The following is a 15,633-nucleotide window of genomic DNA, read 5'->3' on the forward strand; positions in this document are numbered from 1 at the left end:
CCATCTCGTGATACAAATCGTTGCCTTCGCGGGTGCGCTCGCCGACGCCGGCGAACACCGACACGCCGCCATGGCCCTTGGCGATGTTGTTGATCAGTTCCTGAATCAGCACGGTCTTGCCCACGCCGGCGCCGCCGAACAGGCCGACCTTGCCGCCCTTCACGTACGGGGCCAGCAGGTCGACGACCTTGATGCCGGTGACGAGGATTTCCGCGGAGGCGGATTGCTCGTCGAAGGCCGGGGCGTCGCGATGGATCGGCATGCGGCTGGTGGCCTCAACCGGGCCGCGCTCGTCGATCGGCTCGCCGACCACGTTGAGGATGCGCCCGAGCGTGCCGGGGCCGACCGGGACGGAGATCGCCGCGCCGGTGTCGACAACCTCGGCGCCACGCACCATGCCGTCGGTGGTGTCCATGGCGATGCAGCGCACCGTGCGCTCGCCGATTTCCTGCGCGACTTCCAGCACCAGTGTGCGGTCACCGATCTGGGTGGTCAGTGCGTTCTGGATGAAGGGGAGATCCCCCTCGAACTGCACGTCGACGACGGCGCCGAGGATTTGGGTCACGCGACCAGTGATGTTGCTTGCCATGTGTCTCTACCTTAAACGGCTTCAGCGCCGGAGATGATCTCGATAAGTTCTTTGGTGATGTTCGCCTGCCGGGCGCGGTTGTAGCTCAGCGAGAGCTTCTTGATCATTTCCCCGGCATTGCGCGTGGCGCTATCCATCGCCGTCATCTGGCTGGCGTAGAAGCCGGCATGATTTTCCAGCAAGGCGGCGTAGATCTGCACCGCCAGGTTGCGCGGCAGCAGCCGGTCCAGCAGCGTGCCGTCATCCGGCTCCACCTCGTAGCCCTGCGCGCTGTCGGCTGCATTGTCGTTCGCGGTGGACAATGCGGCGGGGATCAGCGGGGCCGTGGTCGCGGTCTGGCTGATCACCGAGTTGAAGCGGTTATAGACCAGGGTGCACACGTCGAACTGACCGTCGCGGAACAGTTTCACCAGCTCCTGGGCGATGGCTTCGGCGTCGGTGAATTCCAGCGTCTTCTTGCCGACGAAATTCTTCGTGCCGATGATCTGCTCGCGCAGGTCGCGCCGCAGCGCCTCGTGGCCCTTGCGGCCGAGGGCGAAGATTTTCACCGTCTTGCCCTGGCTCTCCAGCTCCCGCACCTGGTTGCGGACAATGCGGGCGATGTTGCCGTTGAACGCGCCGGCAAGGCCGCGATCAGCGGTGACGGCGACCAGCAGATGCGTCTGCTGGCGGCCATTGCCGACCAGCAAAGCAGGGGCGCTGGGGTTCTGCGCCTCGGCGGCGGCCAGGGCCGCCATCATTTCGCGCATGCGCTTGGCATAGGGGCGCGAGGCCTCCGCCTGCGCTTGCGCGCGGCGGAGCTTGGCGGCGGCCACCATTTTCATCGCACTCGTGATCTTCTGCGTCGATTTGACGCTGTTGATCCGGTTGCGGAGGGTTTTCAGTGACGGCATGCGTCAGCCGAACGTGCGCAGCAGGTTTTCGATGAAGGCGATCAGGCTCTTCTCGGTCTCCGGCTTGATCTGCTGATCGTTGCGGATGGCCTCGACGATGCCGGGCTCACGCGCCTTGATCTCGGAGAGCAGATGCGCCTCGAACCGGCCGACCTGGTCGACCGGCAGATTGTCGAGATAGCCGCGCGTGCCGGCGAACACCGAGATCACCTGGTCTTCGACGGCGAGCGGTTGGTATTGCGGCTGCTTGAGCAGTTCCGTCAGGCGCGCGCCACGGGCGAGCAGCTTCTGCGTCGCCGGGTCGAGGTCGGAGGAGAACTGCGCGAAGGCCGCCATTTCGCGGTATTGCGCCAGCTCAAGCTTGATCTTGCCGGCCACCTGCTTCATCGCCTTGATCTGCGCGGCGGAGCCGACGCGCGACACCGAGAGGCCGACATTCACGGCCGGGCGGATGCCCTTGAAGAACAGCTCGGTCTCCAGGAAGATCTGCCCGTCGGTGATCGAGATCACGTTGGTCGGAATATAGGCGGCGACGTCGCCGGCCTGGGTCTCGATGACGGGCAGGGCGGTCAGCGAGCCCGCGCCCTTGTCGTCGGACATTTTCGCGGCGCGCTCGAGCAGGCGCGAGTGCAGGTAGAACACGTCGCCGGGATAGGCTTCGCGTCCCGGCGGACGGCGCAGCAGCAGCGACATCTGGCGATAGGCGACGGCCTGCTTGGACAGATCGTCATAGGCGATCAGCGCGTGCATCGCGTTGTCGCGGAAATACTCGCCCATGGCGCAGCCGGCGTAGGGGGCCAGATATTGCATCGGGGCCGGGTCGGACGCGGTGGCGGCGACGACGATGGAGTACTCCATCACGCCCTGCTCCTCGAGCGTGCGCACCAGCTGGGCGACGGTGGAACGCTTCTGGCCGACCGCGACATAGATGCAGTACAGCTTCTTGCTCTCATCACCGGTGGCGTTGATGGCCTTCTGGTTGATGATGGTGTCGATGATCACCGCGGTCTTGCCGGTCTGGCGGTCGCCGATGATCAGCTCGCGCTGGCCGCGGCCGATCGGGACCAGCACGTCGATCGACTTGATGCCGGTCTGCATCGGCTCGTGCACCGATTTGCGGGGAATGATGCCCGGCGCCTTGGTCTCGACCAGGCGGCGTTCGGTGGCGACGATCGGACCCTTGCCGTCGAGCGGGTTGCCGAGCGCGTCGACGACGCGGCCGAGCAGGCCCTTGCCGACGGGAACGTCGACGATCTGGCCGGTGCGGGTGACGGTGTCGCCCTCGCGGATCTGCCGGTCATCGCCGAAAATCACGGCGCCGACATTATCCATCTCGAGGTTCAGGGCCATGCCCTTGATGCCGGCGCCGGGGAAATCCACCAGCTCGCCGGCCTTCACGTTGGTCAGGCCGAAAATCCGCGCAATGCCGTCACCGACGGAGAGCACCTGACCGGTTTCGGCCACGTTGGATTCGGTGTCGAAATTCGCGATCTGGCTCTTCAGAATTTCGGAGATTTCGGCTGGGCGGATCTCCATGTCAGGCAGCTCCCTTTAGAGAATAGTTGAGCCGGTTAAGGCGAGACTTGAGGCTGGTGTCGAAGAGCTTGGTGCCGATTTTCAGCACCAGCCCGCCGAGCAGGCTCGGATCGGTATGTTCGCGCAGATGCACCTGGCTGTAGCCGGCCTCGGCGAGGCGGGCGCGCAGCTGGGTGCGCTGGGTGTCGGTCAAAGCGTGCGCGGAGGTAATTTCCGCGACGATCTCGCCGCGTTTGGTCGCGACATAGGCCGCGAATCCGGCGATCAGCCGCGGCAGCTCGCGCAGCCGGCGATTCGTGATCACCACGCCCACATAATTACGGATGATCGGCAGGAAACCCTGGGCGGCGAGCGCCTGGGCCAGGACCGGGGCGGCCTTCGCCGTATCGGTCAGCGGGGTTTCGACGAGGCGGCGCAGATCCGCCGATTCATGGATCAGGCGGCCGAGCGCGGCCATCTGCTCGACGACGTCATTCAGGATCTTCTGTTCGGACGCGAGCGCGTAAAGCGCTGCCGCGTAGCGTCCGGAAAACCCGGTTTCACCAGTGCCCGTGTGATCGACCAATATTATTTGCCCGTTTGTTGCTTTGCCGTGAGTACGGCCCGTGGGGCCATATCGGCCGGGCAGTAACATAGCGTTGCCGGGCCAGCAAGGCCGCGCGCGGGATGATCGGTGCAGGGCGGCCGGATTTCATAAAGGACCGCTTGTTCTCACCACAGATCACATGCGCGGGTGGGCGCTTGCCGGGAAGCATGTTCCGGCAGGGCAGGAATTCCCGATCGGCATCTTGCCTTTGCGCCGGCGTGGGCCGAAAAAACGTCAGAATCAGTAACGGAAACGTTCATGTCTCCCGATCAGCAAGCCGCCCAGTTGGAGGGCGCCGGGCGCGTCTATTCCCATGCCGAACGCATGCGCGTCGTGCTGGGCATCCTCACCTGCATGATGCTGGCGGCGCTCGACCAGACGGTGGTGCTGCCGGCGATCCCGCAAATGGCGGCCAGCCTGCATGGTGGGGGCCATCTTTCCTGGGTTGTATCCGCCTATCTTCTGACCTCCACGGCGACCACGCCGATTTACGGCAAATTATCCGACCAGTTGGGGCGGCGCGCGGTGCTGATCCCGGCCTTGGTGTTTTTCTGCGCCGCCTCGGTGGTGTGCGCGCTGTCCGGCTCGGAGCTGATGCTGGTGTTCGCACGGGCCTTGCAGGGAATCGGCGGCGGCGCGCTGCTGGCGGTGTCGCAGGCGGCGGTAGCGGATGTGATCCCGCCGCGGGAACGCGGCAAATACCAGGCCTGGTTTACCGCGGTCTGGACGCTCTCTTCGGTCGCCGGGCCGATCGTCGGCGGCATCGTCGCGCAGCAATTAAGCTGGCGCTGGATTTTCTGGTTCAACGTGCCGCTGGCGCTGCTCTCCATCGGCTTCATCGCGCGCGGGCTGGCGGGCCTGAAGCCGGCCGGGCGGCGCAGCCGGATCGATTATCTTGGCGCGCTGTTGATGATCGCGGCGGTGGCGGCGGTTCTGTTCGGCCTCAGCGCCGGGGGCGTGGATGTGCCGTGGCTGTCGGCCGAGGAACTCGGGGTTTTTGTGCTGGCCGTGGGCATCTTCGCGGTGCTGGCGTTGCAGCAGCGGCGCGCGGCGGCGCCGCTTTTTCCCGCCGCGCTGCTGGCGAGGCCGGCCTTCCGGGGCATTCTGGAAATCTCCTTCCTGAATGCCGCGTCCATGTTCGGGGCGATCTTCCTGCTCCCGCTGATGCTGCAATGGCTCTACGATCAAGGCGCCAGCGCCTCCGGGCTTGAACTGGTGCCGTTTTTGTTCGGGACCACCGCGGGCGCCTATATGGCGGGGCAGGTGACACGGCGCACCGGCCGCAGCCGCATGGTCCTGGTGGCCGGCCTTGCCCCCTCGGCGGCGGCGTTTTTACTCCTGGCGGCGGCGCCCGGGGGCGGGACATTGTCCTACCCGATCGGCGTTTCCGCGGTGTTCGGCCTTGGCATCGGCTGCGTCATGCCGACATCGCTGGTCTTGGCGCAGAGCCAGGCCGCCGGGCGCGACATGGGTGCTGCTACCGGATTGCTGCTGTTGGTGCGGGCGATGGGCGGTGCGTTCGGCGCGACCCTGGTCGGCGCCTTGCTGGCGTTGGCGCATCCGAACCTGCAGCAGGGGTTCCGCTACGGATTTTGCGCCTGCGCCCTGCTCCAGCTGGTGGCGACGGTGATTTCCTGGCGGATGGAGGAGGTGGCGCTGCGCGGCGCGGTGGAAAGCGTGCCGGCCAAGTAAGTAAGAAAGAAGGGCCGCTTTTTGAAAAAAGCGGCGCAAAAACTTTTGTTTATGCTGGGCCTGCGGCGCTCGAACGGCACGGGCCCGAAGTTAACAAAGCGCTTCCTTTCTTGCCTTGGCTTACTCGTTAGCGGGGTAAGCGGCCATCAGCTTCTTCTGCTGCTGCCACAGCGCCAGCAGCTTGAAGGTGCCGAGCGGGCGCAGGCCGCGTTTGCGGATCGCGGCGCCGATGCGGAATGACTCGCCGTAATGGAAGAACTGCGCGGCATAGGCTCTGGCGATGGTCATTTGCGGGTCCCAGATATGGGTCGCTTCCGAACCGCTGCCGTTCAGCTCGATGACCTTGAAATTATGGCCGGCCCGCAGATCCTCCAGCGATTCGTAGCGCAGGTCGATGCGGGAGAAGTGCAGGTCCGGCAGGTCCTTGGCGATTTCGTCGATGCGCGCGGTCAGCGCCGGGGTGACGATGTCCTGCCCGTCCTTGAAGGTTGAACCGCGGCAATGGTTGCCGACGAAGACCAGCCGCACCGTCTCGCCGGGGCGCGGCACGCTGTCCGCCTTCGCGCCGATTTTCGGCAGGATCAGGTTGGAAACTGCATTGAGCCTGGCATCGGCGGCGACGAGCTGGCGCACGGTGGAGGCGCCGTCGCCGATCACCGTGGGCGGGAATTTCAGGGTGACGGAGGTGATGCGGCCGGTGGCCTCGCCTGGGTGGCGGATATAGAATATCCCGGCTTCGCCGTCATAAGGCACGTAATCCTGCAATTGCAGGGCGGTGGCGCGGGGGAAGGCGGCGAGGTAGGCGGCGAGCTGGGCATCGGTCCGGATGATGCGTACGCCGACGCCGTTGCAGCTCATGTCCGGCTTAGCGACCACCGGGTAATGCAGCCCGGCTTCGTCCATTGCGGTGCGGGCCAGGGCCAGGTCGTTGCCGTCATTATGGCCGGAGGTGGTGACGGCGGCGAAATTGGCGATCCATCGCCGGGCCGTGGGGCCGGCCAGAGCGAGGATGCCGTTTTTGGATTCGCCGCACAGGCCGCCGGCATCGATGTGGGGGTTGGCCAGCGTGGGTAGCGTGATGCTGCCATAGCGGATGGATTTGAGGATCCAGAAGGCGATGACGGGGGTGTAGAAGAGCCAGCCGGGCCAGAATTCAAAAAAGGAGACCGGGCGTTTCACTTTGGAAAGATCATCCCGACCGAAGACGGAGCGTATGTTGGTGTGGAGCGTTGTCTCGCTCATGAACTCGTCCTCTTAACGTAAATACGCGTGGCAAGCCGCCCCACCATCACCAAGACTATAAGGAATATCGCAAGACCTGCCCAGCGCCAAACGCCGAGATAGCGCATCATCAGGGTGCCGAGTCGTAGGCTGATGTAAAAGAGCCCGGACGTCCAGAGCAGCGTGGCGCCGATGGCGGCGGCGGCGAAGCGGCCGAGCGGCGCGCGCAGGAAGCCGAGCGTGGTGTAAGTGGGCAGGCGCAGCCCCGGTACGAAACGGCTGACCAGGACCAAAGAGACGACTCGGTCGCTGACCCAGTCGCGGCCGAGATCGCGCCGCCGCTTCGGCACGAGTCGGGCCGCCCAGGGATGGGAAGCGGAGAGGCCGCCGAGTCCGTATAGGCCGAGATCGCCCAGGACGATGCCCGCATAGAGCGAGCACAGCGCCAATGGCAGAGATAACGCACCGGTCGCCACCTGCATCGCCGCCAGAAGCGTCGCCGCGTCTTCCAGGATGAAGGTGCCGATCACGATCGTCGTCGCCTGGAGCGGCTCGTTGCCGGCGGCTGCCGCGAGCAGCATCGTGAATTCGGATGTGATCATGGGGCCTCACATAAGGAAAACCGCGCCGTATCTCAAATCGGCGCGTCATGAGCGGCAGCCCCGAGTGGGCCGCGTGGCCGGATCATAAGAATGGGCTTCTTTTTGTGAACAAAAAGAAGCAAAAAACTTTATTGTGCTGGGCGGAGGGGCTGAAGGTTCCGGCGGTGCGTAGTACCGTTGGAATAGCCCCGGAGACTTGGGCAATGTCGACGACAATGGCCCGGGCATGATAAAAATTTTTGCGCCGCTTTTTTCAAAAAGCGGCCGCTTCCCTTCTCTTATGCGCCTCTACGACCTGTTGCCGTCGCCCTCGCCGGCCGGCAAGGCCGCGAGATGATCGACAGGGGGAGCGATGACCAGGCATGAGGTGCGATGCTGGAGCATATCGTCGCAGGTCTGGTGGGCGGCGGTCAGGCTGAGGCCGGCGAGCTGCGCGGTCCAGAGGGTGCGGCCATGCCGCTCGAGCCGGGCGATGCGGGCGACGCCGATGCCGTAGCGCTTTTGCGCGCTGACCGCTTCGACGCGCGCGCTGGCAAGGAGCTTGTAAATGCCAAGCTGCGCGGTCCAGTCGCCGATCAGGGAGGAATGGCTGTCATGCTCGACACGATGCGGTTGTGCAGCCGCCAAGCGGACCATGGCGGCTGGTTTGGCCGCGACGCTGGCCCCGGCCCCGGCCCCGGCCGCGGCGTAGGACACACCCGGCGCGCCGGGTGCACCGTTGAAGCCGGCATCGAGCTGCGCGGTCATTTGCGTATAGCTGGTGCCCCAGCTCGGCTCATGCATCGTGACGCCGATCAGGATCCGCCCGTCGCGGTCCGCCGTGGTCACGAGATTATGGCGGGCGAGGTCGGTATAGCCGGTCTTCATCCCGGTGGCGCCGGGGTAGAGCTTGAGCATGCCGTTGTTGCTGCGGATCGTGCGGCCGTCGAAATCGAAGCTTCTCACTTCGAAGAATTGCTGATCCTGGGGGAAATTCATCACGATGTCCCGCGTCAGGATCGCCATGTCGCGCGCGGTGGTCACCTGGGTCGGGTCGGGCAGGCCGGAGGGGTTGGCGAAATGGGTCTGCGCCATGCCGAGCGCGTGCGCGCGCAGGGTCATCATTTCCGCGACGCGCGCGGTGGAGCCGCCGCCCAGATACTGGCCCAGCGCGGTGGCGGCGTCGTTGGCGGACATCGTCGTCATCGCCAGGATCGCCTGCTGCACGGTGATGGTGCTGCCGGGGCGCAGGCCGAGCTTCACCGGTTCGACCGCGGCGGCCTCTTCGGACACGGGAAGCGGCGTGCCCAGGGTCAGCCTGCCGTCATGCAGCGCCTGGAAGGCGAGGTCGAGCGTCATCAGCTTGGTCAGGCTGGCAGGGTAACGGGGAATGTCCGCCGCGCTCTCGGACAGCACGCGGCCGCTGGCCGCATCCATCACCAGCATGCTGGCGCCGGGATAGGTCGGACCGAAGCCGGCCGAAGGGGGAAGGACTTCGGCGACGGGCCGGTGCGCCGCACGGTAGGCGACGTAATGGTGAACATGATGGCGGAGATGGTGATGCCGGCTCTCGGCGGCGGCAGGCCGGACGGCGTACAAACCGACCGTGCAGAGACCAAGCAATATTGTGAGCTTTTTGCCCAGCCTCGTCACTCTTGCCCCCATCCACGTCATCCCGCGCAAAACTGCGACGATCTAAACGGTTGGAGGCTCTTATGTCCAGCCAAAAATTAAGGGGCGGTTAAAGGAAAGAGCAGAAATGTGAAGGGGTTAAAAGATGAGATTCATCGCACGGCAGGAGAGAGGGGCGCCGTGGCGGCTGTGCGCTTTGAAATAGGCCTTTCCTTTGGGTCATGAAACGTCAATGTTGCTGGCCTGGAGTGGATGTTATTATATTTGTGCGACGCAAAAAAACGTATTGACCTCGAAACGCATTTTCGCTATGTCCGTTTTGCTGCACTGCGGCAAAGGTGCCGTGATTGCTCGCCTGGTTGGGGCCCGTGCAGACTTTTTTATGATCTTCAATGGAGAATAATAAACGTATGAGCAGCACGAAATCGAAGACAGCCTCCGAAGCCGCGATCACCATCGAGCATGGCGCCGACGCGGCGCAAAAAGGGTTCGATAAGACCCTCGTGGCGATGAAGGACGGCATGGAGCGGGCCGCCAAGGGGTTCGAGACCTCGCAGGTGAAGATCAAGGAGCAGGTGGAGAAAGCGATGAAGACGACCGAGGAAGTTCTGGCTTTCAGCCAGGGCAACATGGAAGCCCTGGTGAAGGCAAGCCAGATCTATGCCGCCGGCTGCCAGGATCTCTCCAAGACCTTCGCGACGTCCAGCAAGAATTCGCTGGAAGAGACGGTCGCGTTCACGAAGTCGCTGATGGGCGCGAAATCGGTCAAGGAAGCGGTCGATCTGCATACCGGCTTCGCCAAGGCCTCGATCGAAAAGGCGGTTTCCGAGGCCAACAAGATGACCGACGCCAGCGTGAAGCTGACCGAACAGGTGATCGCGCCGCTGACCGCGCGGTTCACCCTGGCGGTCGAGACCTTCGGCAAGGCGCGCTGAAACCGTCGCGGGGCCGGCGCCAGCGCCTGGGCCCGCGCATCATATACCGGCTTGCAACGCAGGCGGCGACAAGGCTGGCTCTCCACGGGGCCGGCCTTTCTGTTTATAGTGGACGGTTCATGTCGTCAGTTTCATGTTTCTGCGATGATGTTTTTCCGTCCGGGCGAAAAAACGCTCTTTCACATCCGGGGAAGCTTTCGATATGCTCGGCCGTGACGAGGCGGGGCGACCCCGGGCGCTCCGGAGCGCGACCCGCTCAGACGGGGGCCATGCGTAAGCCCGATCAAGTTTTCAGGATGCCGATCAATGAGTGAGAACGACAAACAGAGGGGGCCCGAAGGTCCGAATGCCGGTGTGGTGGTCAAGCCCCGGCCCAAGACCCGCAAGCCGACAATGTATAAGGTATTGATGCTGAACGACGATTACACGCCGATGGAGTTCGTCGTGCATGTGCTCGAGCGGTTTTTCCAGAAATCCCGCGACCAGGCGACGCAGATCATGCTGCATGTGCACCGCCGGGGTGTGGGGGTTTGTGGGGTCTATACTTACGAGGTGGCGGAAACAAAAGTGACGCAGGTCATGGACCTGGCGCGACAAAACCAACATCCTTTGCAATGCACTATTGAGAAAGAATGACGCTGAAATGCCATAAAGCGTCCCTATGTTGAATTTAAGGGCTGGCGCGGTCTGGTCAGTTCCTGAATGATGATGATGACGACGACGCCGGCCGGGCAGGCGGCTGAAAGGCCCGGATATAAGAGCGCCGTTAATCGGCGTGAAGGAACGGTTTAAAGCTATGCTCTCTCGCAACCTTGAACAAACTCTGCACCGTGCTCTTTCATTGGCGGCCGACCGCAAGCATGAATATGCGACGCTTGAGCACCTGCTTCTGGGCCTGATTGACGATGCCGATGCCGCCACGGTGCTGCGCGCCTGTGGGGTTGACATCGAGAAGATCAAGAAGGACCTCACGGAGTTCCTCGACAAGGACCTGGCCGGGCTGGCCACGGACCGCGCCGGCGATCCGAAGCCGACCGCCGGCTTCCAGCGCGTCGTGCAGCGCGCCGCCATCCATGTGCAATCCTCCGGCCGCGACGAGGTAACCGGGGCGAACGTACTGGTGGCGCTGTTCAGCGAGCGCGAGAGCCATGCCGTGTATTTCCTGCAACTGCAGGACATGACGCGGTTGGACGCCGTGAACTTCATCTCTCACGGCATCGCCAAGTCGCCGGGCAAATCGGCGCCGCGCACGCCCAATGGGGCGGCCGAGCCGGGCGAGCCGGACCGCGAGGAGAAGAGCGCGCCGAAGCGCGGCCAGGACGCGCTTTCCACCTATTGCGTCAACCTCAACAAGAAGGCGGCGGCGGGCAAGATCGACCCGCTGATCGGCCGCGAGCAGGAGATCGAGCGGACCATCCAGATCCTGTGCCGCCGCACCAAGAACAACCCGCTTTATGTGGGCGATCCGGGCGTGGGCAAGACCGCGATCGCGGAGGGCCTGGCCAAGCGCATCGTCGATGGCGACGTGCCGGAAGTGCTGCTGACCGCGACGATTTTCGCGCTCGACATGGGCGCGCTGCTGGCCGGCACGCGCTATCGCGGCGATTTCGAGGAGCGCCTGAAGGCGGTGGTCACCGAGATGGAGAACTCGCCGGGCGCCATCCTGTTCATCGACGAAATCCACACCGTGATCGGCGCCGGCGCCACCTCCGGCGGGGCGATGGATGCGTCCAATCTGCTCAAGCCGGCCCTGGCGCAGGGCACGCTGCGCTGCATCGGTTCCACCACCTACAAGGAATTCCGCAATTATTTCGAGAAGGACCGGGCGCTGGTCCGGCGCTTCCAGAAAATCGACGTGAACGAGCCGTCGGTCGAGGACGCGGTGAAGATCCTGCGCGGGTTGAAGGCCGCGTATGAAAAGCACCACAAGGTCCGCTATACCGATGACGCCATTCGCGGCGCCGTGGAGCTGGCGGCGAAATACATCAATGACCGCAAGCTGCCGGACAAGGCGATCGACGTGATCGACGAGGCCGGGGCCGCCCGCATGCTGCAGCCGGAATCCAAGCGCCGCAAGACGGTGACGCTCAAGGATGTCGAGGACATGGTGTCCAAGATCGCCCGCATCCCGCCCAAGTCGGTCTCGGCCGACGACAAGGAAGTGCTGCGGACCCTGGAGCGCGACCTCAAATCCATGGTGTTCGGCCAGAATGCCGCCATCGAGGCGCTTTCGGCGGCGATCAAGCTGTCACGGGCCGGGTTGCGCGATGCGGAGAAACCGATCGGCAACTATTTGTTCTCCGGCCCGACCGGCGTGGGCAAGACCGAGGTGGCGCGGCAACTCGCGGCGACCCTGGGCATCGAGCTCACCCGTTTCGACATGTCGGAATATATGGAACGGCACTCGGTCTCCCGCCTGATCGGCGCGCCGCCCGGCTATGTCGGCTTCGATCAGGGCGGCCTGCTGACCGATGCGATCGACCAGCACCCGCATTGCGTGCTGCTGCTCGACGAAATCGAGAAGGCACATCCGGATCTGTACAATATCCTGCTGCAGATCATGGATCACGGGAAGCTGACCGACCATAACGGCAAGAAGATCGATTTCCGCAATGTGATCCTGATCATGACCACCAACGCGGGGGCCACGGATATGGCGAAGGCAGGCATCGGCTTTGGCCGGCAGGTGCGCCAGGGTGAGGATGAGGACGCGATCAAGCGCATCTTCACCCCGGAATTCCGCAACCGGTTGGATGCGGTGATCCCCTTTGCCGGCCTCACGCCGGAGATCGTCGGCCGTGTGGTGGAGAAGTTCGTCATGCAGCTGGAAGCCCAGCTGGCCGACCGCAACGTGACCATCGAGCTGTCCTCGGCCGCCAAGGAGTTCCTGGCCGAGCGCGGATACGACCCGCTTTACGGCGCCCGGCCGCTGGCGCGCGTGATTCAGGAGCTGATCAAGAAGCCGCTGGCCGAAGAGCTGCTGTTCGGCAAGCTGGTAAAGGGCGGCTCCGTGAAGGTCACGCTGAAGGATGGCGCGCTGGTCTTCGAGGTCACCGAAGCGCAGCTGCCGGCGCTGCCGCGGCCGGAATCGGAAGGCGATGACGGCTCCGGCGAGCGTCTGCCGGAAGAAGTGCAGTAATATTGTTGTGCCCCGCCGCCCGGGTTGCCGGGCGGCGGGGCAGGATTTTGGATCGGCAGGAGCCTGCGGCACAGCGCGTGTTGCAGGCTTGATTTTTGGGTATGGTGCACGCGGAGGGCCGTGCTGGTTCAATGGCACCGGCCCGAAGTCATAAAAAGTTTTTGCGCCGCTTTTTTCCAAAAAGCGGCCCTTATACTTAACAGGGAGCAACAATGTTTCGGCAACCTTTCATGATGGCGGTGCTGCTGACGGGGGCGGGGATGGTGCCGTTTTTGCTCCTCGGGTTGGTCGTGCTGCTGCATCCGCTGCAGGCGCCGATCGCGGTGCAACTGCTGATCAGCTATGGCGCGGTGGTGCTCTCGTTCGTCGGCGCGGTGCATTGGGGCTTCGCGCTGCGGGATACGGCGCACCCGGTGGCCGGCGAACCGCTGCCGCCGGCGGTGCTGGGGGCGGAGCGTCAATTGCTGATATTCGGCGTGGTGCCCGCGCTCATCGGCTGGGTTGCGCTCGCGGTGGCGCTGCATTTCGCGGCCCCGGCGCTGGCGTTGTTTCTCCTCCTGGTCGGGTTTTTCCTCACCATCGTGGTGGAGACGATCGGCCGTGGCCGCAACGTGGTGGCGGGCAATTATCTCGCGTTGCGCTGGGGGGCGTCGATCATTGTGCTGATCGTGCTGCTGGTGGTGCTGTTCACGATCCTGTCCGGGATGCGGGTGGGCTGATCTTTCGGAACAAGCTTGACATTCTAATCATGGCAGGGATTATGAAGGCCATTTTGCCGCGGTTGCGGCTGGGGAACGGAATATGAGCCTCGTCACCATCAAGGAAGCCGCGGCGGGGAGCGGCGTCTCGGCGAAGATGATCCGCCATTATGAAAGCATCGGGCTGATTGCCGCGCCGGCGCGGGGAGAGAATCGCTACCGGCATTACAGCGCCAACGAGGTGCATGCGCTGGGCTTCATCCGCCGCGCCCGCGATCTGGGATTTTCCATCGACGATATCCGCCAGTTGCTGGCGCTCTGGCACGACCGGGGGCGCCCTTCGGCGGACGTGAAGGCAATCGCGCTGCGGCACATCGCCGAACTGGACCAGAAAGCGGCCGCGCTGGCGGAGATGAGCCGCACGCTGAAACATCTGGCCGCCAATTGCCATGGCAATGACCGGCCGGAATGCCCGATCCTGGATGCGCTCGAACCGGTGAAGGAAGCGGCCGCTTTTTGAAAAAAGCGGCGCAAAAACTTTTGTTATGCTGGGCCATGGGCGTTGTCGCCGACGCAGCCCATAGCCCAGCATACCAAAAGTTTTTTTGCTACTTTTTGTTCACAAAAAGTAGCCTTCTCCTTCCTTGAATTTCGCCCGCAATATCGCGATTTCTTGACTTTCCGGACCTTTTTGCGTTACGGGGGCGACGCAAAGGCACGCGTTTTGCGCGATGCGCGCCCTACCATGAGACGAACGGATCCAGATTTTTGTCAGATATCCCTGAGAGCGACGTGGAACAGACCTCTGTTCCGACGGCGACGACGCAAGACAGCAGCATTCACCCGGCCACAGCCCAGGCCGAAACCGAACCGGATGAGGTGGTGGCTGGCGTGAGCGCGGCGGAGGCCGCTCCAGGGGAGGAAGGCGCGGACGAGGCTTCCGGCGCCGGAGCCGAGATGGAAGGGAACGGGGAAGAGCAGGCGGAAGAAGACGGATTCGGGCCGCTCGGCCTGTCCGAGCCGATTTTGCGCGCCCTGCATGATAAAGGCTATCTGCGGCCGACGCCGATCCAGGCGCAGGCCATCCCCGCGGTGCTGATGGGCCGCGACGTGCTCGGCACGGCGCAGACCGGCACCGGCAAGACCGCCAGTTTCACCCTGCCGATGCTGGATATTCTTTCCGGCTCCCGCGCCCGCGCTCGCATGCCGCGCTCGCTGATTCTCGAGCCGACGCGCGAGCTGGCGTTGCAGGTCGCGGAAAATTTCGTCCAATACGGCAAATATCTGCGCCTCAATCACGCGCTGCTGATCGGCGGCGAGAGCATGAGCGACCAGAAGGACGCGCTGACCAAGGGTGTGGACGTGCTGATCGCCACACCGGGCCGGCTGATCGATCTGTTCGAACGCGGTGGGCTGCTGCTCACCGATGTGCGGGTGCTGGTGATCGACGAAGCCGACCGCATGCTGGATATGGGCTTCATTCCCGACATCGAGCGCATCGTGGCCATGCTGCCGCGGACCCGCCAGACGCTGTTTTTCTCCGCCACCATGGCGCCGGAAATCCGCCGCCTGGCCGATGCGTTCCTGAACAACCCGAAAGAGATCACCGTCGCCAAGCCGGCCTCGGTGGCCACCACCATCACCTCCGGGCTGGTGCTGGTGAACGAGCATGACAAGCGCGAGGCGCTGCGCCGGCTGATCCGCTCCGAGGACGTGCAGAACGCGCTGATTTTCTGCAACCGCAAGCGCGATGTGGACATTCTGCTGAAATCGCTGCTCAAGCACGGCTTCTCCGCCGGCGCGCTGCATGGTGACCTGGCGCAATCGGTGCGCTTTGCCACGCTCGAAAAATTCAAGGCCGGCGAGCTGCGCCTGCTGGTGTGCTCGGATGTCGCCGCGCGCGGCATCGACATTGGCGGGCTGAGCCATGTGTTCAATTTCGATGTGCCGCACCATGCCGAGGATTACGTGCACCGCATCGGCCGCACCGGCCGCGCCGGCAAGGAAGGCCGCGCCTACACCATCGCCACGCCGGATGACCGGCTCGCCGTGGAGACGGTGGAGAAGCTGATCGCGGCGCCGATCCCGCGCGTGGAAATCCCCGGCCTCGACGTTGTCGAATGGGCCGAGG

The 15,633-nt window shown here is 64.0% G+C and carries 13 protein-coding genes and 1 pseudogene; 7 read left to right on the plus strand and 7 right to left on the minus strand.

All coding sequences use genetic code 11. The annotated features are described in order from the left end of the window. The 4 genes and pseudogenes from VNC39_RS07820 to atpH form a co-directional block, all read right to left on the minus strand. A pseudogene (locus VNC39_RS07820) lies at positions 1-589 on the minus strand (F0F1 ATP synthase subunit beta); the annotation flags it as partial. Positions 590-600: 11 nt separating this feature from the next. Then, positions 601-1,482, minus strand: coding sequence for a F0F1 ATP synthase subunit gamma (locus tag VNC39_RS07825; protein WP_325397871.1), 882 nt, complete (start codon positions 1,480-1,482; stop codon positions 601-603). Between the two features lie 3 nt (positions 1,483-1,485). Next, positions 1,486-3,018 (minus strand): F0F1 ATP synthase subunit alpha, encoded by a 1,533-nt coding sequence (atpA, locus tag VNC39_RS07830; RefSeq protein WP_325397873.1) that lies wholly within the window; start codon positions 3,016-3,018, stop codon positions 1,486-1,488. 1 nt (position 3,019) lies between these two features. Beyond that, positions 3,020-3,583 (minus strand): ATP synthase F1 subunit delta, encoded by a 564-nt coding sequence (atpH, locus tag VNC39_RS07835; RefSeq protein ID WP_325397875.1) that lies wholly within the window; start codon positions 3,581-3,583, stop codon positions 3,020-3,022. A 279-nt stretch (positions 3,584-3,862) separates the two neighbouring features. On the opposite strand from atpH, the gene VNC39_RS07840 reads away from it, so the two are divergent. Beyond that, entirely contained in the window at positions 3,863-5,296 is a 1,434-nt protein-coding gene (locus tag VNC39_RS07840) for an MDR family MFS transporter (RefSeq protein ID WP_325397877.1), read from the plus strand. Between the two features lie 120 nt (positions 5,297-5,416). Here the strand turns inward: VNC39_RS07840 and VNC39_RS07845 are convergent, their stop codons facing one another. From VNC39_RS07845 to VNC39_RS07855, 3 genes are all read right to left on the minus strand, one after another. Continuing rightward, positions 5,417-6,538 (minus strand): D-alanine--D-alanine ligase, encoded by a 1,122-nt coding sequence (locus VNC39_RS07845; RefSeq protein WP_325397879.1) that lies wholly within the window; start codon positions 6,536-6,538, stop codon positions 5,417-5,419. Further along, on the minus strand, positions 6,535-7,119 hold the full coding sequence (locus tag VNC39_RS07850; RefSeq protein WP_325397881.1) for a DedA family protein: 585 nt from the start codon (positions 7,117-7,119) through the stop codon (positions 6,535-6,537). Before VNC39_RS07850 ends, VNC39_RS07845 begins: the two co-directional genes overlap by 4 nt. A 288-nt stretch (positions 7,120-7,407) precedes the next feature. Next, positions 7,408-8,751, minus strand: a complete 1,344-nt coding sequence (locus VNC39_RS07855; RefSeq protein ID WP_325397883.1) for a D-alanyl-D-alanine carboxypeptidase family protein — start codon at positions 8,749-8,751, stop codon at positions 7,408-7,410. 389 nt (positions 8,752-9,140) lie between these two features. Between VNC39_RS07855 and VNC39_RS07860 the strand changes: the two genes are divergently transcribed. From VNC39_RS07860 to VNC39_RS07885, 6 genes are all read left to right on the plus strand, one after another. After that, positions 9,141-9,665: a phasin family protein gene (locus VNC39_RS07860; RefSeq protein WP_325397885.1), complete on the plus strand. Its 525-nt coding sequence runs from the start codon at positions 9,141-9,143 to the stop codon at positions 9,663-9,665. Positions 9,666-9,971: 306 nt separating this feature from the next. Continuing rightward, positions 9,972-10,301 (plus strand): ATP-dependent Clp protease adapter ClpS, encoded by a 330-nt coding sequence (clpS, locus tag VNC39_RS07865; RefSeq protein ID WP_325397887.1) that lies wholly within the window; start codon positions 9,972-9,974, stop codon positions 10,299-10,301. 160 nt (positions 10,302-10,461) lie between these two features. Further along, on the plus strand, positions 10,462-12,804 hold the full coding sequence (gene clpA, locus VNC39_RS07870; RefSeq protein ID WP_325397889.1) for an ATP-dependent Clp protease ATP-binding subunit ClpA: 2,343 nt from the start codon (positions 10,462-10,464) through the stop codon (positions 12,802-12,804). Between the two features lie 212 nt (positions 12,805-13,016). After that, entirely contained in the window at positions 13,017-13,523 is a 507-nt protein-coding gene (locus VNC39_RS07875; protein ID WP_325397891.1) for a DUF3429 domain-containing protein, read from the plus strand. An 82-nt stretch (positions 13,524-13,605) separates the two neighbouring features. Beyond that, the gene (cueR, locus tag VNC39_RS07880; RefSeq protein ID WP_325397893.1) at positions 13,606-14,022 is read left to right on the plus strand and encodes a Cu(I)-responsive transcriptional regulator; all 417 of its coding nucleotides are present in this window, start codon (positions 13,606-13,608) and stop codon (positions 14,020-14,022) included. Positions 14,023-14,459: 437 nt separating this feature from the next. Beyond that, positions 14,460-15,633, plus strand: a 1,174-nt coding sequence (locus VNC39_RS07885; protein ID WP_325397895.1) for a DEAD/DEAH box helicase, incomplete at its 3' end; no start/stop codon positions are given.

It is taken from the genome of Acidocella sp. (assembly GCF_035535915.1).
Lineage (GTDB): Bacteria > Pseudomonadota > Alphaproteobacteria > Acetobacterales > Acetobacteraceae > Acidocella.